Annotated in this window: 15 protein-coding genes; 10 read left to right on the forward strand and 5 right to left on the reverse strand. The window is 55.1% G+C overall.

Going from position 1 to position 19,884, the window contains the following annotated elements; genetic code table 11:
* Positions 1-54 precede the first annotated feature (54 nt).
* The 3 genes from BKP64_RS02510 to BKP64_RS02520 all read left to right on the forward strand — a co-directional run bounded on the left by BKP64_RS02510 (position 55) and on the right by BKP64_RS02520 (position 3,995).
* Positions 55-1,998: a polysaccharide biosynthesis protein gene (locus BKP64_RS02510; protein WP_070965581.1), complete on the forward strand. Its 1,944-nt coding sequence runs from the start codon at positions 55-57 to the stop codon at positions 1,996-1,998.
* A 79-nt stretch (positions 1,999-2,077) separates the two neighbouring features.
* Positions 2,078-3,481, forward strand: coding sequence for an MBL fold metallo-hydrolase RNA specificity domain-containing protein (locus tag BKP64_RS02515; protein WP_070965583.1), 1,404 nt, complete (start codon positions 2,078-2,080; stop codon positions 3,479-3,481).
* Positions 3,482-3,626: 145 nt separating this feature from the next.
* Positions 3,627-3,995, forward strand: coding sequence for a histone-like nucleoid-structuring protein, MvaT/MvaU family (locus tag BKP64_RS02520; RefSeq protein ID WP_070965586.1), 369 nt, complete (start codon positions 3,627-3,629; stop codon positions 3,993-3,995).
* A gap of 58 nt (positions 3,996-4,053) precedes the next feature.
* Here the strand turns inward: BKP64_RS02520 and BKP64_RS02525 are convergent, their stop codons facing one another.
* Both BKP64_RS02525 and BKP64_RS02530 read right to left on the reverse strand, forming a co-directional pair.
* The gene (locus tag BKP64_RS02525; protein ID WP_070965594.1) at positions 4,054-5,013 is read right to left on the reverse strand and encodes a sensor domain-containing diguanylate cyclase; all 960 of its coding nucleotides are present in this window, start codon (positions 5,011-5,013) and stop codon (positions 4,054-4,056) included.
* A 3-nt stretch (positions 5,014-5,016) separates the two neighbouring features.
* Positions 5,017-6,051 (reverse strand): response regulator, encoded by a 1,035-nt coding sequence (locus tag BKP64_RS02530; protein ID WP_070965596.1) that lies wholly within the window; start codon positions 6,049-6,051, stop codon positions 5,017-5,019.
* A 214-nt stretch (positions 6,052-6,265) separates the two neighbouring features.
* Here BKP64_RS02530 and BKP64_RS02535 point away from each other — a divergent pair, with 214 nt between their 5' ends.
* Positions 6,266-7,150 carry a hypothetical protein gene (locus tag BKP64_RS02535; RefSeq protein ID WP_070965599.1) on the forward strand — a complete coding sequence of 295 codons (885 nt, stop codon included), beginning with the start codon at positions 6,266-6,268 and terminating at the stop codon, positions 7,148-7,150.
* 47 nt (positions 7,151-7,197) lie between these two features.
* The gene (sbcB, locus tag BKP64_RS02540) at positions 7,198-8,643 is read left to right on the forward strand and encodes an exodeoxyribonuclease I (RefSeq protein ID WP_070965601.1); all 1,446 of its coding nucleotides are present in this window, start codon (positions 7,198-7,200) and stop codon (positions 8,641-8,643) included.
* 47 nt (positions 8,644-8,690) lie between these two features.
* Here sbcB and BKP64_RS02545 read toward each other — a convergent pair whose 3' ends face one another.
* Positions 8,691-10,691 (reverse strand): tetratricopeptide repeat protein, encoded by a 2,001-nt coding sequence (locus BKP64_RS02545; RefSeq protein WP_070965604.1) that lies wholly within the window; start codon positions 10,689-10,691, stop codon positions 8,691-8,693.
* Between the two features lie 96 nt (positions 10,692-10,787).
* Complete coding sequence (locus BKP64_RS02550; RefSeq protein ID WP_070965606.1) at positions 10,788-12,299, reverse strand: flagellin N-terminal helical domain-containing protein; 1,512 nt, start codon at positions 12,297-12,299, stop codon at positions 10,788-10,790.
* 395 nt (positions 12,300-12,694) lie between these two features.
* Between BKP64_RS02550 and BKP64_RS02555 the strand changes: the two genes are divergently transcribed.
* The 5 genes from BKP64_RS02555 to BKP64_RS02575 all read left to right on the forward strand — a co-directional run bounded on the left by BKP64_RS02555 (position 12,695) and on the right by BKP64_RS02575 (position 18,638).
* Positions 12,695-14,209, forward strand: a complete 1,515-nt coding sequence (locus tag BKP64_RS02555; RefSeq protein WP_070965609.1) for a flagellin N-terminal helical domain-containing protein — start codon at positions 12,695-12,697, stop codon at positions 14,207-14,209.
* A 72-nt stretch (positions 14,210-14,281) separates the two neighbouring features.
* Complete coding sequence (locus tag BKP64_RS02560) at positions 14,282-14,719, forward strand: flagellar protein FlaG (RefSeq protein WP_070965612.1); 438 nt, start codon at positions 14,282-14,284, stop codon at positions 14,717-14,719.
* A gap of 202 nt (positions 14,720-14,921) precedes the next feature.
* Positions 14,922-16,913: a flagellar filament capping protein FliD gene (gene fliD, locus BKP64_RS02565; protein ID WP_070965615.1), complete on the forward strand. Its 1,992-nt coding sequence runs from the start codon at positions 14,922-14,924 to the stop codon at positions 16,911-16,913.
* A 36-nt stretch (positions 16,914-16,949) separates the two neighbouring features.
* A complete protein-coding gene (gene fliS, locus BKP64_RS02570) occupies positions 16,950-17,348 on the forward strand; it encodes a flagellar export chaperone FliS (RefSeq protein WP_070965618.1) in 399 nt (132 codons plus the stop codon).
* A 78-nt stretch (positions 17,349-17,426) separates the two neighbouring features.
* Entirely contained in the window at positions 17,427-18,638 is a 1,212-nt protein-coding gene (locus tag BKP64_RS02575) for an argininosuccinate synthase (protein WP_070965621.1), read from the forward strand.
* On the opposite strand, the gene BKP64_RS02580 is transcribed toward BKP64_RS02575, so the two are convergent.
* Positions 18,635-19,660 (reverse strand): AraC family transcriptional regulator, encoded by a 1,026-nt coding sequence (locus BKP64_RS02580; RefSeq protein ID WP_070965626.1) that lies wholly within the window; start codon positions 19,658-19,660, stop codon positions 18,635-18,637. The genes BKP64_RS02575 and BKP64_RS02580 overlap by 4 nt on opposite strands.
* Between the last annotated feature and the right edge of the window lie 224 nt (positions 19,661-19,884).

A 19,884-nucleotide genomic window follows, 5' to 3' on the forward strand; every position in this document is an offset into this window, starting at 1 on the left:
GTTAGAAGACATAATCGTAGCTAATTACAGGAGCAGTTGTTGTGAAGGGATGCTATGTTTGAACGATTTCTGAACCTTTCTCGATTTCAAAAGCGGCTGGTTTCGGTTGCTGCGGATTGCCTGGCGCTGTTCTTCGCTCTCTACGCTGCATTTTCTCTGCGCTTGGATCAGCAGCTCTGGGTGCCTAGCCAGGAACATATCGTTATCTCCGGGCTGACCGTGTTTTTTACAATCGGAGTTTTCATAAGGCTGGGTCTATATAGGGCGGTCGTGCGTTACCTGAGCGACCGGGCATTTATCACGATCATTTCTGGCGTTTTCATTTCGTCGGTAACCCTCATTCTGCTGGGCTACTGGCTCGAAGTGCTGGTTCCGCGTTCGGTCCCAATTATCTACGGCGCACTTGCGTTTATTTTTGTGAGCGGGACAAGAATGACCGTTCGCATGCTGGTTCATCGCCCCAAGCACCGTAACAAGCAGTTTGTCGCCATTGTGGGTGCTGGTGAAACGGGCCTGCAACTTGCCAATGCTCTGGATCAGGGCACCGAATACCACCCTTCGGCGTTCATTACTCTCCGCAAAGCCAATCACCGGGCATTGATCAACGGCATTCCGGTTTACGACATCAGCCATATTGAACGTGCTGTGAAAGAGCACCGGATAAAACGGCTATTGCTGGCACTGGATGCCGATTCCGGAATTGATCGCAAGCGCCTCCTTAAAAAGCTTGAGCCCCTGGCGATTCCTGTCCAGACGGTGCCAGCTATGTCAGAGCTGGTGGCGGGTCAGGCACGGATAAACGACATTCGGGACCTGGAGCTCGAAGAGCTGCTTGGCCGGGATCCGGTTCAGCCAGATAATGCCCAAGTCGCCGCGAGTTTGTTCGATAAGGCGGTGTTGGTAACCGGCGCAGGCGGCTCTATTGGCTCCGAATTATGTCGCCAGATTATTCGGCACCGGCCCAGCCGGCTGGTGCTGTTCGAGCAGTCGGAATTCTCCCTGTATGCCATTGAACGGGAACTTCAGGCTCTGAACCGGATGGAAGGGTTGGGGGTTGAGATACACCCGCTGTTGGGCAGTGTCACTCATCGCCGGCGCTGCGAGGCTGCAATGCGCAGCTTTGACATTGAAACTGTTTATCATGCTGCGGCTTATAAGCATGTGCCTCTGGTTGAGCAAAATATTATTGAAGGCGTTCAAAACAACGTCTTTGGTACCTTCCATGTGGCAGAAGCTGCAATTGCCTGTGGTGTAAAACGTTTTGTTCTGATTTCTACCGATAAGGCTGTGCGCCCCACGAACGTGATGGGGGCGAGCAAGCGCATGGCAGAGCTCGTGTTACAGGGGCTCGCCCAGCGGCAGACCGGTACCATTTTCTCTATGGTTCGGTTTGGTAATGTGCTGGGTTCTTCAGGGTCCGTTGTTCCGCTGTTCCGGGATCAGATCCGCGATGGCGGGCCGGTAACGGTAACCCATCCGGACATTATCCGTTATTTTATGACCATTCCCGAGGCCAGTCAGCTTGTACTCCAGGCCGGAAGTATGGGGCAGGGTGGTGAAGTGTTCGTTCTGGATATGGGCGAGCCTGTGAAAATTGCCGACCTGGCCCGCAAGATGGTTCATCTGATGGGGCTGATGGAGAAAACGGACGAGCGGCCTGATGGTGATATCGAAATAGTCTTCTCCGGGCTGAGGCCGGGTGAAAAACTCTTTGAGGAATTGTTGATAGGTGATAATCCCCAAGGCACGGCTCACCCACGCATCATGATGGCACGGGAAGTCTTCATGCCCTGGGAAGAGGTGGAACAGACCTTGAACCGGTTGATGAAGGCCAGTCACGACTTCGACTGCCAGGAGGTGGTGGAAACCCTGAAGAAGGCGCCCACCGGGTTTGCGCCCAATGGGGGTGTTGAGGATCTCGTCTGGCTCAATGGCAATGGTGAGCGGGTAAATCAGGCAAAGAATGCGGACAAGGTCCGGCGGTTGCCGTTGGCCTAGATTATACTATTGCGCGAGTTATTAGGCGACGGGGGCTTATAAGCCCCCGTTTTTCGTTATTCAACAAGGAATGTTGAGAATGATAGAAATATCCCACCACGGCGCCACAACCGGCGTCACCGGCTCCTGCCACGAACTTACCCTCGGTTCCGGCTCAAATTCCTCCGGAATCCTGATTGATTGCGGCCTGTTCCAGGGCCAGGAAGAAGGTCGGGGGGCCAATGCTTCCGATCTGTCTATCGATTTCCCCCTTTCTCACATCCGCGCACTGGTGGTTACCCATGTGCACATTGACCACGTGGGTCGCATTCCCTATCTGTTGGCCGCCGGGTTTGAGGGGCCGATCCTGTGTTCCGAGCCTTCCGCGATCATGCTCCCGGAAATTCTGGAAGACGCGCTGAAGATTGGCTTTACCCGGAACCGGGAGCTGATTGAAAGGGTGCTGGATGTGATCCGCGCCCGTATCGTGCCGGTGCGTTATGGCTGTTGGCATCCGATGTTCGACCAAGATGATCAGTCTCTTGCGATCCGGCTTCAGCCGGCTGGCCATATCCTCGGTTCTGCTTATGTGGAATGCGATGCCCGCGAGGGGGATTCCGAAGAGCGCATTGTCTTCAGTGGCGATCTTGGGGCGCCCCATGCACCGCTGCTTCCGCCACCTGAGTCTCCTGACCGGGCGGACCGGCTGGTGATTGAGAGCACTTATGGTGATAAAGACCATGAGGACAGAGCCACTCGGCGGTTTCGGCTTAAGGCCATTCTGGAGAGGGCGCTGGCGGATGGTGGTACGGTTTTGATTCCGGCTTTCAGTATTGGGCGGACTCAGGAGTTGCTGTATGAGATTGAGAGTCTGATCCATGAGTTTGGTGGTCAATCGGCCGCGCCTGGAATGGCCTGGCAGGATCTTGAGATTGTTGTGGACTCGCCGCTGGCGGCTGAGTTTACCCGGATTTACAGGGATCTTAAGCCGTTCTGGGATGCAGAAGCCACGGAATTGGTTAAGGAGGGGAGACATCCTCTGTCCTTTGAACAGTTGACCGTTATCGATTCCCATGAAGACCACCTGAACGCGGTGGAATATCTGACGAAGTCTCATCGTCCTTGTGTGGTTCTGGCCGGCTCCGGTATGTGTGCTGGCGGCCGCGTCGTTAATTATCTGAAGGCCATGCTGGGTGATTCCCGCAACGACGTGTTGTTTGTGGGCTATCAGGCGGCGGGAACACCGGGGCGGGATATTTTGCTCTATGGTCCCCGTGGTGGTTGGGTGGCTCTGGATGGCGAAAAATACGACATTCGGGCAAGGGTTCATCAGGTGGGCGGTTATTCTGCCCATGCAGGGCAGTCGGACCTCGTTCGATTTGTAACAGGTATACCTGGAGCACCCCGCGAAATCCGGATTGTTCATGGTGATCCAGATGCAAAGATGGCGCTGAAGAAATGCCTTTCGTCACATGGTGACTATAATATAAATATTCCCACATGATATGTCGGGTTGTTTTCTTTTTTATCCTGCGAGTTTAAATATTAGTTTTGCCTATTCGGAGTTATTTAATTATTATAAGCGTCGACAGTGCGTCAACTCCGAATAGTTTTTTAAAACCCTCGTTTTGAATAAGGTTTTAATTGCCATGGCAAAGATTAACGATTACTACCAGAAAAAACAGCTTATGGAAAAGCTTGCTGCAGAGCTGGAACAGCTTGAAAAGGACCAGGCTCTGAAAGGTGAACTGGAGTTTGAAAACAAAGTTCGTAATTTGATGAAGGAATATGACAAGTCGCCAAAGGATGTGCTGCAGATTTTGTCGGCGATTGATCCGTCAGTGGCGGGTGGAAAATCCGAGTCTGGCACCGGTAGCCGCGCAAAGCGTCCCCTGAAGACTTATAAGAATCCTCACACCGGTGAAGTGGTTAAAACCCGTGGTGGCAATCACAAGACGCTGAATGAGTGGCGTCAGAAGTACGGTAAGGAAGCAGTACAAAGCTGGCAGCAGGACTGATTTTCGAACTGCCAGGATTGATTAAATAAAAAGCCCGGCTCAGTCCGGGCTTTTTGTTTTATGTTGTGAACACCTTTACTTTGTTTCTGCCACCGGCTTTTGCTGCATACAACGTTTCATCCGCCTGTTGCATCCATTGCATATAGTTTTCAGGCGCGTCGGTTAACTGAGCAATACCCATACTTATGGTGTATTGAATTGGCGCGACACTGGTATCGACCAGGCTCTGCTCAATGCTTTCCCGTATGCGCTCACAGATTATGCGCGCACCTTCCGCATCGGTTTCCGGCAATATAATTCCGAATTCTTCCCCGCCATATCGACCTAGGGTGTCTGATTGGCGCAGGTTACTTCTGGTGATCAATGCAGCGTGTTTGATGACTTCATCACCGGCCAGATGCCCGCAGGTATCGTTCACTTTTTTGAAATGGTCAATATCAAACATCACCAGTGAGGTTGCGTGGCCATAGCGGCGGTACCGTTCATACTCGGCGTCCACCAGGTTTTCCCAGGTGCCCCGGTTAAGCAGGCCTGTAAGCCGGTCGGTCATACTGAGTTTGGCGAGCTGTTCGTTGGCCCGTTCCAGCGCCCGCTTGCCACTGGCGATGTCGGTTACGTCGTACACCATCAAACACACTTTCTCGACCTCTCCGGTTGTTCCGGAAAGCGGGCTGATGGTGAGGTTCTGAAACATGTACTCTTCGGTGCCGGTAATGGGGCGCGTGTTTCTGAATTTGAACAGGTACGGGCGCTGCTCCCAGGATGTAAAGGCCCGGGTGTTCAGAAGCGCCACGGCATCTACCTTTCGGGTCAGCCAGGCTTTGGGGATGTCGGGGAAAACGTCGAAGAGTACCTGATCGCGCACTTTGCTGGCGGTGATGCCGCTGTGGTTTTCCATAAAACCGTTCCAGGCCTGGACACGAAAATCCAGATCCAGGACCACGAGCCCCACTTCGATGGATTCCAGCATGTCTGCCAGCCAGTGGAACGAGTTGGCTTCTACATCATTAAAGGCCATAAGTCAGTCCACCAGAAATTCGAGGCGTTGTTCCAGGAAAGGTACAGAGTCTTCGGTCAGCAGGACCAGCATATCGCACTGGATATCCCGGTCTTCCAATGCGTAGCTGATCTCGATGCACAGGAGCTGCTCTTCTTTAGATCTATGATGTTCAAGCAGTTCGTTGATTTGCCGATGCTGCCCGAGCACCGTGGGGTGGCCAAGGCCAAGCTTCAGGTCCAGCTGGTCGCCAATGCCCTTGAGGAAGGCGCCAAACAAGATGCTGGACATATCCATCAGTACTTCAATGTTTACCGACTCGCCTTCCAGTGTTTCGTAATGCAGCATTTCCGCCATTTCCCGGAAACTGGCATCGGCAAACAAAAGCAGTGCTTCGCCCGCGATGCCAGCGCCGGTAAATCCCTGGCATACCGCGGAGTAGGTGTCGTCATGCTGGGCCGCAGAAATGGCCATGTGCAGTTCCGAGTTGGCGATGAAAGCCACTTTCGGGACCGGCTGCTTCACGAAGGCCCGAAGCAGGCGGGCCAGGAGGTCTGAAGAGCGGCCCATGGCTATATTGGCGATTTCCTGCAGATAGTCACTCAGGGATACCGAAATTTCGGGTTCTGCTTGTGTGGCGGTGTTTTTCTTCAGGGAACTGTCGTTAAGTGCTGCAACTTCGACATCTCCGGGACGGTAGAAGCCGTATTCGTTGAGCAGGTCCACCACAATGCCCGGCTCAGTGGGTTTCTTTATGAAGTCGATGGCGCCCAGCTTTCGGACGCGCTCCCTTGCTTCAGGCTGGATGTCGCCGGAGACAACGATGGTGAGAACGGGCAGGTCTTCTTTGCGAACGGCCTCCAGAACCTGGTAGCCGTCCATCTCTGGCATGTTCAGGTCGAGAAACAGCAACTCCGCTTCATGGCCACGAAGCATTTCCAGAGCTTCCTTCCCGTTTGCGGCGTAGACGATGTGGGTGTTCAGACCTTCCGGAAGGGCTCTTGCCATTTGTTTCCGGGCAAGAGCGGAATCGTCGCAAATCAGAATGCGGGTGGTCATGAAAATCGCCGTGGGCAGTGTGGTAAGTGGGCCAAGTATAACAGGACGCCGCTATGTATACACATGCGCTACATCTTTGTAATCTTTTGTGAACCTGTTCATGGTTGAAGCAGTAACCCCGGTCCGCGGCTGGTGAATGTGACGATGCTCACTCTATTGGCCGAAGCGCCTCGGATATAGTGCGAGCGTGGTAAATAAAAAAGAGACACAACCTATGAAACAGCAAGCGTATGGATACGCTGCCCTTGCCATGTTTTGCCTGGGTATGGCGCCCGTTGCCCAAGCTGAACTGAAGCCCATTTCCGACGATACAATGGGTGAGGTAACTGGGCAGGCTTTTATGCAGGTTGAGAATATTCCCGGGCCTGACCACCAATTTACCCGCATGACGCTGGGCATTGATTTGGAGACCCGTGTCAATATTGATGACGCCAGGGTAGGTGAAATCAATGGCGGAACAGACTTTGCCGCTTCCCATGTAGCTCTTGGTCACATTGCCCGGGAGGGCGAAGGCGCGCAGTACAATGGGCAGACCTACGCCGCTGGTGAGGCGGTGCCATTCGAAGCTGCAAAACCCTACATAGAGTTAGCAGAAGATGCCCAGGGGCTTGCGGGGTTTCGCATGGGCTTCGAGCAGGCCCGTGGTTCGGTTTCTTCACATACCACCAGTTTTAGCGGGAATATCGGGCTGAAACTCAGGGATACGTCGGGCACTGTGCACGATGCCACGTTGTTCGATGCCAGTGGCCAGGCGACGAACTATCGGGCGACCCAAATCGGCATCGCAGATACCACAACAGATCCTGCAACCTGCGGCGAATGTGTGGCGTTGGAAAAGGCGCAGTCCCTGATTGTAGGGGAGGCTCCGGCGACCGGCTCCATCACCGAGTTCACCGACGACTTCTTTATCGGATTCCAGCGGGACGAAAACGGCGTGCAATGGCAGAGCCCGGATGGTGCCAATGTGATTCATGCCGGCAAAGGGGTGTTCATTAATCTGCCCACCAGTATGACCGTGGATATGAGCCAGTTAGCTGGCCCTAATGGGCTGCCACGGTTGCGGACACACCAGGCGGATATGGGGGAGAAGTTGTTTTAAGTGTTAAACTCCTGCGATATCAAAACTCAACAGGCAGGAGTTATCCCTTGATCCGCTCGTTCTACTGGCATGACTACGAAACCTTCGGTGTCGATCCGGTTCATGACCGCCCCTCCCAGTTTGCCGGTGTAAGAACCGATGCGGACCTGAATATTATCGAAGATCCCCTTGTTATCTACTGCAAACCGGCCGACGACTATCTGCCGTCCCCCGAAGCCTGTCTGATTACCGGTATTACTCCACAGAAAGCGCTGGAGGAGGGCTATCCCGAGGCCGAGTTTATCGCTCAGATTAATGAGGCCTTCAGTCAGCCGGGTACCTGTGTGGTGGGCTATAACAGCCTGCGTTTTGATGATGAAGTGACCCGCCATACCCTCTATCGCAATTTGCGTGATCCTTATGCGCGGGAATGGCAGAACGGTAATTCCCGATGGGACATCATTGATATGGTGCGCCTTACCTACGCGCTTCGACCGGAGGGGATTAACTGGCCGAAAAAAGAGGATGGCAGCCCGAGTTTCCGGTTGGAAGAGCTGACGGTGGCGAATGGCATCGCCCATGAAAGCGCTCACGATGCCATGTCGGATGTCGAGGCCACGCTTTCGGTGGCTAAGCTGATCAAGGAGAAGCAGCCCAAGTTATTTGATTTTGTGCTGCAGAACAAAGACAAGCACTCCGCCCGGGCAATGCTGGACACCGGGGCCATGAAGCCGGTTTTTCATATTTCGGCAAAATACCCGGCCATCCGGGGCTGCTGCGCGCTGGTGGCTCCGGTGGCTGATCACCCGACGAACAAAAACCTGGTAATCGTGTATGACTTGCGTGAGGACCCCAGTGAACTGCTCGCGGCCACGCCTGACCAGATTCGTGAGCGGGTGTTTACTTCCCAGGCGCAGTTGGGTGAGGGGGTAACCCGGTTTCCGTTGAAAGGTGTGCAGCTGAATAAGTGCCCGGTACTGGCCCCGGCCACTATGCTTTCAACCCTGTCGCCGGAGCGACTGGCAGAGCTGGAGCTGGACGGTGACACCTTGCGAGCCAACCTTGCGCTTCTGAGAAAAGCACCTGACCTGCCAGCCAGGATCGCCGAAGCCTTTGACCATCCCCATGAGGGCGACCTGACCGACCCGGATGAGCAGCTTTATGCTGGCGGCTTTATCAGTAAGGCGGACCGGGAGAAGCTGAACTGGGTGCTACAGCAGCCGGTGGAAACTTTGGGTGAGCAGGAGGTTCAGTTTGACGACGACCGGCTACAGGTGCTGCTGTTCCGGTATCGCGCACGGAATTATCCCGACACGCTCACGGGCGAGGATATGGAGCGTTGGGAGGAATTCCGTTCGCAAAGACTGATGCACCCGAAGAAGGGCTGGCGGTCTCTGGAGGCCTATGCCAATGAGTTGCAGCGATTGGCGGCCGATCCCGAGCTGACGCCGGAGAAGCAGCACATTCTGGAGGATCTGCATTTGTACGGAGAATCTTTAATTCCGTATATCTGAGCCAGAAGCGGCGTCGGATCAGGCGAAAGCCGTAATCCGACGCTCCATTACCGACGCTTCAAGAAATAGACACTCAGATTCTGGCCCATCAGGCTTTGAACCTCACTGCCGAGGGCCTCTGCCTGAATCTGTTTCTGTACCGGCTGGGTGGCAAGGCTGTGCCCGTCTGCGTCCCGGGCCTTGACCAGTTTCCAGTCCACCTCGTTGCTCACCATGCCCATCAGCTCCTTGAGCTGTGTGGCATCCTGAGGGCGGAACCAACGGTCCCGGCAGCCGCCAAGGCTGAAGAAACTGTCGTCGTTTACCAGCTCCTGCCAAAGCTCATCCTGGCGGTTGGCCAGAACCATGCGGCGAAGCTGCCGGAGAGCGGTTCGAGTTGGCTGGAGTTTGTGCTCTGCAACCAGTTTGTGGATCTGTTTGTCTCCGGCGGTTTGCTCGTCAATGGCGGTATGAAGGTGAACGACCGCACCCCCGGATGTGGCGTCACTGACCAGTGCAGCAAGGGAAAGCTCCGTCATGGCCGGTGAGGGCAGGCGACCCACTTCAATCCAGTGTACCTGATGGCCATCGGCCACAAAGCGCTGGGCAATCGACCAGGGCCAGAACACGATGTTGTCCAGGCTCATGTCACTCGCCATGCGTGTGGCTTTGGCAATATTGGCCAGAGACTCGTCCACGGCGATCACTTCCACATCGTCCAGGTATCGGGCCAGCTCCATGGCACGCTGCCCGGACTGGGCACCACACACCAGAATGCGAAGAATGTCCGGCAGATTGTCCGTGGGAAGCTTAAGCTCACTGGCCATCACGCTTTTCAGACTGGTTTCGGTGCGGTAGGACAGCTGTGACCAGGTTGGCCAGGCCTGGGGTACGTCTGTTTTCTCCAGGCAAAGTTCTTCGGTTTTCTCGTCGAAGTTCTGCTTGATGGCTTCTTCCATGGCGCGGTCGTAGTAGCTGGCCGCCAGAACGGGTTGCATGGCCAGAGGCCAGTCGGTCAGATTCCACTGCCCCAGTTGAACCGCAAAGGACTGATGGAAGAGGGCGCCATACATAGCGCTGATGATCAGGGAGCCGATGAGTGCATCCTGAGGTTCGCCCATAACCAGCTGGGCCTGAAGGCTGTCGTTGATTGTGCTGATCAGGCGCTCTTCGTCGTCTTCCGCCGAGAGGGCATAGCCGGTGCGGTCTGCATACTGGCCAATGGCCAGGGCGAGCCGCTGCAATTCGTCTCGCAACTCCACTGTCTGAGCCACTTCGGCAATAATCGCGCGGCGCAGCATCACCACCAGCTCTTCAACTTCGGGGCTCGGCATCAGGGTTTTCTGCAAAGCCCGAATCAGGAGTTCGTCTTCACTGGCGGCATCGAGGAAGATCTCTGAATTCGGGTTGTCGAGGTCGTATTGTTGGTGGATGATCGCACCGACAAAACGACCCAGTTCCTGATGGGGTAATCCCTCGCGCTGAAGCAGAGCAATGGCATCAATAGCCAGCGCGCTGTCTGCCTTGTTGACTTCAAGGTGCTGGGCACAGCTCAGCATGCCGCTATAAACCGAATCCCACTCGGCACCGGTCTCCAGCAATTTGCGGTAATGCAGGTAGGCAACATCAAACTGACCCTGAAGGCGCTTGGCATGGGCGACACCGCAAAAAGCGGCGGCGGATTGCCGGTCGCAGTCCAGGGCCTGCAGGAAGTACTGCTCTGCCAGGGCCGGGCGCTCCGTTTTCAAAGCCCAGTAGCCGAGGTTGGCGTATTGTTGCGCCTGCTCCGGTTGCGCATTCAGGCTGGCGTTAAACAGGGTATGGGCTTTCTCAAGCTGCCCATCATCCATTTCAACCCGTCCCAGCAAACCCAGCGCACCTGCATTCTCTGGCTCAAGCGCCAGCGCTTGTTCCAGATACCCTCGGGACTCCTGGCGAGCTTTCAGCCGCTGGATATGGCTGAGCCCGTTGCTATTGGACTCGCCATAAGCCAGGTTGGCCTGCAGAAGCAGGCGGGCCGCCTGGGCCTGTTGGGAACCGGACTCCTGAATGTGATGCTGTGCTTGCATGGGACACCTCGTAAAGCCTGCCGCGGCAGTTGTTCTGGTCTTGAAAGTAGGCCGGATTAGCCAAGGGCGTAATCCGACATCAAGCTATCTGCCTCGTTAACCCTGCAGCAACTGCAGAACCTGCTGCGGCCGCGCATTGGCCTGAGCCAGAACCGACAGCCCGGCCTGCTGGAGCACCTGGGTGCGGGCCAGCTCGGCAGATTCGGCGGCGAAGTCGGCGTCGCGGATGCGCGAGCGAGCTGCCGACAGGTTTTCGGAGGTGGTGCTGAGGTTGGCGATAGTTGATTCGAGTCGATTCTGGGCAGCACCCAAGTCAGCCCGAATGCCACTGATTGTTTCGAGCGCGGCGTCAACGACTGCAAGGGCGCTGGTGGCTCCATCAACGCTGCTGATGTCGATCCCGTCGACTGCTTCAGGCGATGAGCCGGCTGCTATATTCTGGGCGCTGTTCAGGACACTGCCAGCAGCAATGGTGGCATCAGATGATGCGGCAAAACTGACCGAAGAATCGAGTGTCAGTTCTCCCGCAATCCTCGTGTTGTTGGCGGCGCCGCTTGTCAGCTCGATGGCGCTCGGATCACCACTGCCCTGCACTGCAAGCTGCTGAGCCCCGGAGGCGGTAAAGTTTTCGATGGTAATGTCTTTGCCTTGTTCCTGGATCAGCGTGATACTGCCGTCATTCTCAACTTCAGCCGTTATACCGGTCTTGCCTGAGGCGGCGTTGACTTCACGGGCAATAGCCGACAAGTCAGTGGCATCGGTGATTTGTGCCGAAATAGTTGCTGAGCTGCTCCCGTTGGAAATGGTCAGAGACACAGTTTGAGGGACGGCAATAGGTGTTGTTGCAGTATTGCTCAAAGTGGCTGAAGTTCGAGCTGTGGCATTGACACCGGTGGTTGCCCCGATGTCATTGATTGCAGCTGCAATGTCTTCTGCGGTGTCACCAGCAGTGATTGGAACGACCTGGCTATCCAGCGAGCTGGAAATTGTCAGGTTCTGGGTCGCTATCGTGTTTTGCGCTGGCAACGCAGCGTTCGCCGCTGTTGTAGAGCCCGTGCCTTGGTTTAAGGTCGCATTGCTCGCCGTCAGCGTGTTGTTGGCGAGGTCTGCAGTACGCGCACCTTCGATGGAAACAGCGATGCTCTGGTTTTCGTTGGCACCCGCTTGAAATTTCTGTGCCTGGAAAGTGCCGTCAAGGAGTTTGAGGCCGTTGAACTCAGTGGTAGTGGCGATCCGCTCAAGTTCACCTTTGAGCTGGTTTACTTCTGATTGAAGGGCCTTTCTGTCAGAAGCAGAGTTGGTCGCGTTCGCAGACTGAACAGCCAGCTCACGAATCCGCTGCAGAATGTTGCCAGATTCGCCAAGAGCTCCCTCGGCGGTCTGAGCCAGAGAAATACCATCGTTGGCATTTCGGATCGCCTGGTTGAGGCCTCTGATCTGGGACGTGAAGCGCTCAGAGATAGCAAGGCCGGCTGCGTCGTCTTTGGCGGAATTAATTCTCAGGCCTGAAGACAGTCTTTGTAACGCAACGTTTGAGTCTTGCTGTGAGGTATTCAGGTTTCTCTGTGCGTTCAGTGACGCAATGTTGGTGTTGATGATCTGAGGCATTTCTTTTCTCCCTGCTCAGAGGTGCCGGATGTTAGCTGCCTTTTCGTCTGGCAACGCATCACCGGCAGGTATTCGTTAAATTGCCGTTTTTAAAGTCTCTAAGCGAAGGCTGTGCCACTTCCTTAAAAAAATCGGTAACCTAATGAAAATAAAGGCTATAAGTTTTCCTGGAAAACGATTGTGGTTGACTGTTGGAAAAGGGGGAGGGTGACTTTTTGGCAGAGCTTTGCCGCTTTCGAGCAGGTTTTACATTCCTTTACAAATCAAATGACTTTTTTTCTAAAGGATGGTCGGCTTGAGCCGTTAAGTGGAATAACAGGCCGGCGCTCCATACCAAAAAAACGGGCGCCAGACCTTTTCCATGAAAAAACGACACCAGTCGAAGGAGAAGCACAATGGCTCTCGGTATCAATACGAACGTTGCCTCACTGTCCGCTCAGAACCAACTGAGCAGCAGTCAGAAAATTAATGATCAGGCGCTTGAGCGTCTGTCCTCCGGTTTGCGCATCAACTCAGCCAAAGACGACGCGGCCGGCCTGGCTATTTCTACTCGCTTCAGCTCGCAGATTTCCGGTCTTAATATTGCCCAGCGCAACGCGAATGACGGCATTTCCCTGGCGCAAACGGCTGAGGGTGCCCTTGAGGAAACCACCAATATCCTCCAGCGGATTCGTGACTTGAGTGTACAGTCTGCTAACTCAACCAACTCTGCTTCCGACCGTTCTGCTCTGCAAAACGAAGTCAACCAGCTCAAGCAGGAAGTTGACCGGATTGCGTCAAGCACTCAGTTCAACGGCCTTAACCTGCTTGACGGCAGCTTCACAGCTCAGGACTTTCAGGTTGGCGCCAACGCCGGCCAGACCATTTCTGTGTCCGTAACTGGCGCTCGTGGTGCTGACTTGGGTAACAACACAGTGGCTGGCTTGAGCACTACCACTGTCAGCCAGGGTACTGGTTCCGTCTCTGTCGTCGCGGCCAGTTTGACAGGCGAGACCAACACCATCGCCACGCAGACTTTGACCATTTCCGGTACGGAAGGTTCGGAAACCGTGTCCATTACTGGCGGAGATACCGCTGAAGCTATTGCTGCGTCTATTAATGAGCAAACAGGCGGCACCGGAGTCACTGCCGAAGCTTCTACAACTGCGACCCTTTCTGGTCTGTCCGCTGATGGCAACGTTTCCTTCAAGTTGGGCAGTGGCAGCGAAGCGGCAACCATCTCCGCTTCTGTGACCACGGGTGACCTGAGTGCACTGGCCAAGGCCATTAACGATACCACTGGCACCAGTGGTGTCTCGGCAAAGGTCAACGGCGGTGAAATCACGCTGACCCAGTCCGATGGCAAGGACATTCGCATCGAGGATTTCGCCAGCAGCGGCGACGCGGGTGAGACTATTAACTTCCAAGGTAATGGCGATCCCTCAGCGGTAACACTGACCGGCCCGACCGCTGGCGTTGGTGCTGCTGACAGCGCCATTGCATCCGGTGAGGTGAGCTTCAGTTCTTCTGGCACCTTCTCAGTGAGTTCCAATATCGCAGAGACTGCCGGTAGCATTCTCGAAGGTGCGGCGAATGCTGTAGTAGGCTCTAACCTTGACTCCGTGTCGTCCATCGATATCGGAACTGTCGCGGGCTCCAGCAGCGCAATTGCAATCGCAGACGCCGCTCTGGAACAGATCAGTAGCATTCGTGCCGATCTGGGTGCCGCTCAGAACCGGTTTGAGTCCACGATTTCTAACCTGGCAACCACGGCCGAAAACCTTTCCGCCGCGAATAGCCGGATTCTGGATGCAGACTTCGCGGCAGAAACCGCGAACCTAGCCAAGTCACAGGTGCTGCAGCAGGCGGGCATCTCGGTACTGGCGCAGGCAAATGCTCGTCCCCAGCAGGTTCTGTCCCTCCTGCAGTAAACAGGGGCTAGCGGTAATAGCCGGAACCCGTGGGTTCCGGCTTAACGCCGTTTAAGGATAACGAGGTAAGCTATGAATGACGTTAACCTGAACAGCTCGGATCTGAAGCTTGTTCGCGCCAGCGAGCAGGTACCGACTCGGGCAATTTCGTCATCTCAGGCCGAAGGCAGGAATGCCTCCGACCTTGTTGCTTCATCAGCAGGGCGCGCTACGCCGAATCAACAGGTCTCTCAGGCTCAGAAGGTTTCTAAAGCTGAGCAGCTTCAGGAGCGCAATGAGGCCCGTAGAGAAGATCTGGAGGGTGCGGTTTCGCAGCTGAACGATTATGTTCAGAATGTCCAGCGGGATCTTCAGTTTGAGGTGAATAACGATTTGGGAGCAACGGTTGTCCGGGTGGTCGACCAGCAAACCCAGGAAGTGATTCGCCAGATTCCGGATGAAGTGGCATTGAGGTTGGCAGAGAACTTGCAGCAGGATGAGCCGCTGACGTTGTTTAGCATCAAAGTGTAAGGGCTTGCCGCTTTTGCGCTGATGAAAACGACGGTATTTCAGCACCGCCGCACCCGAGAGGGGCCGGCGGTGCTCTGCGTTATGGGTTAAGCTCTGTTTTTACAAGTTGTTACAAATCGGTGAAGGAAAAAGGCAAAGTTTTGCCGCATTTTGCCGATAACTTGAACAATGAAGCGATTTGCCCCCTTGAGGAGGCACGGTTATGGCAAATATATCATCGTTGGGTATTGGCTCGGGAGTCTTAACGTCTGATCTGGTCGATCAGTTGGTCAACGCGGAGCGTGCGCCCACGGAAAACCGGCTTGCCCGGAAAACCGAACAGACCCAGGCGCTGTTATCCGCCTATGGGAAGCTGCGTAGTGCCATCACCGAGTTGCGCTTGCCGATGCGGCAGCTGAGCGCCCCAGACAACCTTAAGGCATTCTCGGCGAGCTCTTCCAATGAGGACGTTGGAGTCTCTGTAGATAGCACCAAGGCCAGCCGAGGTACCTACAGCGTTGAAGTGACCAGTCTCGCAGGTGCTCAGGCACTGGCTTCCCGGGATGTGTTTGCAGATCGTGATGCGACAAGTGTAGGCCAGGGAACGCTCACCCTCTCTGTGGGTGACAAGACCACGAACATAACCGTTGATAGCAGCAACGACACTCTTCAGGGGTTGGCGAATGCGATCAACGATTCAGACGCCGGTGTTTCAGCTGGCGTCATCGATACCGGTAACGGTTTCCAACTGGTTCTGTCTGCGGATGAAACGGGCACTGCCAACGCGGTCAGCATTTCCGTATCCGGGGATACCGGCGGCACTGATACCGATAATCAGGGTCTGTCCCGTTTCGCTTTCAATAGTGGTATGGATGTGGGCTCAGGTCTTCAGGAGACGATCGCAGCTTCTGATGCAGTGATGAAGATTAATGGTGTAGAAGTCACCCGCTCAACCAATAATTTTGAGAATGTGATCGACGGTCTGACGTTTGATGTGTCAGCTACCGGCACCTCGATGATCAAAGTGAAGCAGGACTTCGGTGCGGTTGCGGGTCGGGTGCAGGCGTTTGTCGACAAGTTCAACAGCTTGCAGTCTACCCTTGACGGTCTGGCCGGCTTCAATGCTGAAGCCGGCGTGGGTAGCTTGCTGACCGGTGATAGAACGGTTCGGGCTATTCAGGACCAGTTGCGCCAGGTGCTGACACGTGTTGTGCCTGGTCTTGAGAACTCGAGTGTTCGCAGTCTCGCCGATGTGGGCATCACCACCAATTTCGAAACCGGTGGTCTTGAGTTTGACCGGGCGAAGTTCGAGGAACAGCTCAAGAACAACCCCGATGATGTGACCGCCTTGTTCGCCGAGCAAGGTAGGGCCACGGACAGCCAGGTGGAGTTTGTTCGTAGCGGTATTAATACGGAACCGGGCACGTACGACATCGATATTACGCAGGCTGCGACTCAGGGTAATCTTCTGGCAGGTAGTGCGCTCGCTGGAGGCGTCACCATTGATGCCAGTAACGACGAGCTGACGCTCCAGCTGAACGGTGAAACCTCAATAAACCTCCAGTTGACCCAGCAAACCTACGCATCCGCCCAGGACCTGGTGGACGAGATTCAATCACAGCTCAATAGCAATAATGCGCTGAATGTCTCGGGCTCTTCGGTCAAAGCTGAACTCGACGCCAGCGGCAATCTGAGTTTCACGTCGGCCAAATATGGCAGCGAGTCCGCAGTCGCCTTAACCTCTGCGGAAAATGCCGCCACGTTTGGCCTGGATGCCGTCACTGCTTCCACAGGTCTGGATGTTGCGGGCACAATTGGTGGTCAGACGGCCACAGGTGACGGTCAGGTGCTGTTTCTTGACAGCGGTACCAGTGGTGCCTCAGGTCTGCAGGTTCGTATTCTTGGCGATCAGACGGGTAGTCGTGGTTCCATTACCTTTATTGAAGGTGTGGCCGAGCGCACGGTGGATCTGGTAACCAGTTTTGTCGGTGCGGACGGTGCCATTGATTCCCGCACCGAGAGTCTGAACAAAGAACTGCAGCAGATTCAGCAAAATCAGGTCCGTCTCGAAGAGCGAATCACGGCATACCGCGAACGGTTGGTCCGCCAGTTTACGGCGGCAGACTCCCTGATCTCTCAGCTCAACAGCACTCAGGACTACGTTAGCCAGCAACTCGCGGCGCTCGCGCCCCAAAACAATCGGAACAATAACTGATCGGCTCGGCCCGGTTAGCGAACGAAGAGGTCTTCTATGAACGGTTTACAGGCATACCAGCGCGTAAACACCCAGACCAGCATTACCGATGCGGATCCACACAAGCTGATCCAGCTCCTCTATAACGGAGCCCTTGAACGCGTCAACATGGCGAAGGCCCGCATGCAGGCCAAAGATTACGAAGGCAAGGGCAAGCTGATCACCAAAGCCATCGAGATTATCGGTGGCCTGCGCAGTTTCCTGGATTTTGAGCAGGGCGGTGATCTGGCGGTGCGTCTGGAAGGGCTCTATGACTATATGGAGCGCGCGCTGTTCGAGGCCAATTCCAGGAATGATGTGGCCAAGCTTGAGGAAGTCGCTGACCTGCTTCGCTCCATTAAGGAAGGCTGGGATGGAATTCGGGAAGAGGCGATGGGGCAGCAGGCTGCTGGCTAATAGCCATTCCCCCCGCTCTCCCGTACAATATGCGCCTTATTTTCGATACATCCATTCTGTTCAGTCTGGAGCAAGGGCATGTCTGATATTAATAAGGTGGTGCTGGCCTATTCCGGTGGCCTGGATACTTCCGTCATTGTTCGGTGGTTACAGGATACCTATAACTGTGAGGTGGTGACGTTCACCGCCGATATCGGCCAGGGCGAGGAAGTTGAGCCGGCGCGGGCGAAAGCCGAGGCGTTGGGCGTTAAGGAAATCTACATTGAGGACCTGCGCGAGGAGTTTGTGCGCGATTACGTGTTCCCGATGTTCCGTGCGAACACCATCTACGAGGGTGAGTACCTGCTGGGTACGTCCATTGCCCGTCCTCTGATTGCAAAGCGCCTGATCGATATTGCCAATGAGACGGGTGCCGATGCCATTTCTCACGGTGCGACAGGTAAAGGCAACGATCAGGTTCGTTTCGAGTTGGGTGCCTACGCGCTCAAGCCGGGCGTGAAGGTGATTGCGCCCTGGCGTGAGTGGGACCTGAACTCCCGTGAGAAGCTGCTGACTTACTGTGAAGAGCGCAACATTCCGGTGGAAATGAAGAAGGGCAAGTCGCCCTACTCCATGGACGCGAATTTGCTGCACATCTCCTATGAAGGCATGAACCTGGAAGATCCCTGGGCGGAAGCCGAGGAAGAAATGTGGCGTTGGAGTGTGTCTCCCGAAGCCGCGCCGGAAAAGCCGACCTACGTTGAGCTGACCTATAAGAGCGGCGACATTGTTGCCATCGATGGTCAGGAGATGAAGCCGCATGTGGTTCTTGAAACCCTGAACAAGATGGCGGGCGCCAACGGTATCGGTCGTCTGGATATCGTTGAGAACCGCTATGTGGGCATGAAGTCCCGCGGCTGTTACGAAACGCCGGGCGGCACCGTCATGCTGCGCGCGCACCGTGCCATTGAGTCCATCACTCTGGACCGCGAAGTGGCGCATCTGAAAGATAGCATCATGCCCCGTTATGCCGAGGTGATTTACAACGGCTACTGGTGGTCCCCGGAGCGTGAAGCGCTGCAGGCGCTGATCGACCAGACCCAGGCCTACGTGAATGGCACTGTTCGTCTGAAGCTCTATAAGGGCAATGTGGATGTGGTTGGCCGTAAGTCTGACGACTCTTTGTTTGACGAGAAGATCGCTACCTTTGAAGAAGATCAGGGTGCTTACGATCAGAAGGATGCGGAAGGCTTTATCAAGTTGAATGCTCTGCGGCTGCGGATTGCAGCTGGTAAGGGTCGCAAGCTTTAAGCCTGCTCTCCAGACGCCCGGAATTCTCCGGGCGTCTTCCCTGTTACCGCTTTGAACTTCCTGTGAAACGATGTGGTTTCACTGTACCCCAGCCTTAAGGCTATATCCGGAATCGCGAGTTCGCTATTGCGGAGGTAATTCTCGGCCATTTTTTGCCGCACTTCATCCAGCAGTCGCTGGTAAGACACGCCTTCCTGGCTCAGTTTTCGCTGCAGGGTACGGCTGGTCATCCCAAGATCTTCTGCCACCATGTCCTGTCGGGTAATGCCGTGCATCAGTTGCTGCCGAATGCTGTGGCGGACCCTTGAGTTCAGGTCGCTGTCGGTGTCCAGGGACGCCAGTTGGCTAAGGGCGTGAGCTTCCAGAGTTTTTCGGAGCAGGGGGTCGGGTTGCCTCAGACGGGTTTCCAGCAGGGTCTTCCTCAGCGTAACGCTGTCCTCGTTGGCAGAGAAAGTGACAGGGCATTGCCAGCGCTTCTGGTATGCACGTTCAAGTTCCGGGCCGGGGGAGATGCGGCTTAGTTTCACGAAACTGGGCGAGGCGCTCTGATCATCCGCCAGCCAGCGGGCATAGTTCACCCAGGACGCAAATACGTTATCCACCAGCTGTGGCCGGACAACGGGATCTGTGTAATTGCAGTTCCAGGAGAGCTTGATGTCATTACCTTTCATGGCGAGGCTGGTTGTTCCCATGTCCCCAACCAACCTCTCAAACGGCGCGATCCGCGCTACAGCCTCTCCGAGCGTGGCACAGCTCATGGTGATATAGCCCAGAACACTGTAAGAGCCAGGCTGCACGAAATCTCCCGTTTCCAGCCCGAGGATCGGATTGCCGGTTTGTTCGCATAACAGGCGGATAAAGTGCTGAAACTGCTCGCCGTTTATGCGGCCGTCGTCGGTGTCCAGCAGGTTGGGGGGCAGGCCGGCCTTGCTGAACAGGTTGTGGGTATCTACCCCTTCAGATTCGGCAGCGCGAACGTATTGGCGCAGGGCAGAGACGGATGCGGATCCGAGGGTCTTCATGGTTAATGTACTGTTTTTGGAATCGTTATCGGTGAAGTATAACGGAACTGATGCGGGAGAGTCTGGAGGGGAAAATAAAAAGGCCAGCTAAAAAGCTGGCCCAAAATAAGGAAAGAACGAAAGTGCCTGAAAAATTCGTTAATCCGGTGGATCGTTTCCCCATATGGCGGCGGAGGTACTACTCGGCTCCTCCACCATGGGGGGATACTGCTTGAATCCACAAT

It is taken from the genome of Marinobacter salinus, assembly GCF_001854125.1.
GTDB classification, from domain to species: domain Bacteria; phylum Pseudomonadota; class Gammaproteobacteria; order Pseudomonadales; family Oleiphilaceae; genus Marinobacter; species Marinobacter salinus.

Excerpts from the sequence above, each read along its gene's own strand:
- BKP64_RS02510 (WP_070965581.1), top strand. The coding sequence starts at position 55 with ATGTTTGAACGATTTCTGAACCTTTCTCGATTTCAAAAGCGGCTGGTT.
- BKP64_RS02515 (WP_070965583.1), top strand. The coding sequence starts at position 2,078 with ATGATAGAAATATCCCACCACGGCGCCACAACCGGCGTCACCGGCTCC.
- BKP64_RS02520 (WP_070965586.1), top strand. The coding sequence starts at position 3,627 with ATGGCAAAGATTAACGATTACTACCAGAAAAAACAGCTTATGGAAAAG.
- BKP64_RS02525 (WP_070965594.1), bottom strand. The coding sequence starts at position 5,013 with ATGGCCTTTAATGATGTAGAAGCCAACTCGTTCCACTGGCTGGCAGAC.
- BKP64_RS02530 (WP_070965596.1), bottom strand. The coding sequence starts at position 6,051 with ATGACCACCCGCATTCTGATTTGCGACGATTCCGCTCTTGCCCGGAAA.
- BKP64_RS02535 (WP_070965599.1), top strand. The coding sequence starts at position 6,266 with ATGAAACAGCAAGCGTATGGATACGCTGCCCTTGCCATGTTTTGCCTG.
- BKP64_RS02545 (WP_070965604.1), bottom strand. The coding sequence starts at position 10,691 with ATGCAAGCACAGCATCACATTCAGGAGTCCGGTTCCCAACAGGCCCAG.
- BKP64_RS02550 (WP_070965606.1), bottom strand. The coding sequence starts at position 12,299 with ATGCCTCAGATCATCAACACCAACATTGCGTCACTGAACGCACAGAGA.
- BKP64_RS02555 (WP_070965609.1), top strand. The coding sequence starts at position 12,695 with ATGGCTCTCGGTATCAATACGAACGTTGCCTCACTGTCCGCTCAGAAC.
- BKP64_RS02560 (WP_070965612.1), top strand. The coding sequence starts at position 14,282 with ATGAATGACGTTAACCTGAACAGCTCGGATCTGAAGCTTGTTCGCGCC.
- fliD (WP_070965615.1), top strand. The coding sequence starts at position 14,922 with ATGGCAAATATATCATCGTTGGGTATTGGCTCGGGAGTCTTAACGTCT.
- fliS (WP_070965618.1), top strand. The coding sequence starts at position 16,950 with ATGAACGGTTTACAGGCATACCAGCGCGTAAACACCCAGACCAGCATT.
- BKP64_RS02575 (WP_070965621.1), top strand. The coding sequence starts at position 17,427 with ATGTCTGATATTAATAAGGTGGTGCTGGCCTATTCCGGTGGCCTGGAT.
- BKP64_RS02580 (WP_070965626.1), bottom strand. The coding sequence starts at position 19,660 with ATGAAGACCCTCGGATCCGCATCCGTCTCTGCCCTGCGCCAATACGTT.